This window comes from Priestia sp. P5_B4 (assembly GCF_056400385.1).
This window is the reverse complement of sequence record NZ_JBFULJ010001446.1, coordinates 1-595: the sequence shown is the minus strand read 5'-3', so window position 1 is coordinate 595 and position 595 is coordinate 1. Positions and strand designations below refer to the sequence as shown.

The following is a 595-nucleotide window of genomic DNA, read 5'->3' as shown; positions in this document are numbered from 1 at the left end:
GCAGAAGGGTTGGGCGATCGTCGCACCCGATGCCGTGGGCTCCTCCGGATATGGCACCGCATTCGCACGCCGGCTGCGCGGTCGCTGGGGCGCGCTCGACCTGCCGCAATACGAGGCCGTCGTTCGTCGGTTGCAAGCGCAAGGCGTGTGCGACGACCGCGTCGCCTGCGCCGGGAAATCCTACGGCGGCTTTCTTTCGGCGTGGGCCATCGGCCACAGCGATCTGTTTCGCGCGGCGGTCGTCTGTGCCCCGGTCGCGAACCTCGAGTCGCACTTCGGTACCTCGGACACCGGGCACTACGTCACCCCGTGGCTGATGGACGGCGAAGCGACCGATCACCGCGCGCGCTGGCACGACGTGTCCGTCCTCGACGCGCTCCCGAACGCGCGCACGCCGACGCTACTGCTGCAGGGCGAAAACGACGGGCGGTGCCCGCGCGGCCAATCCGAGGAAGTGTTCGCGCATCTCATCCGTTACACGCGCACGCCGGTCGAACTCGTGCTGTATCCGCAGAGCACGCACGCCGAAGCCGAACGGGGCCGGCCCAGCAATCGCGTCGACTATCACAACCGCATCGTGGCCTGGGGCGAACGA

At 68.7% G+C, this 595-nt stretch carries 1 protein-coding gene; it reads left to right on the top strand.

Annotated features, from left to right (window positions below; translation table 11 throughout):
• Positions 1-595 (top strand): prolyl oligopeptidase family serine peptidase (locus AC1DRF_RS31530; protein ID WP_477742763.1); only part of this gene is annotated, 595 nt, incomplete at both ends.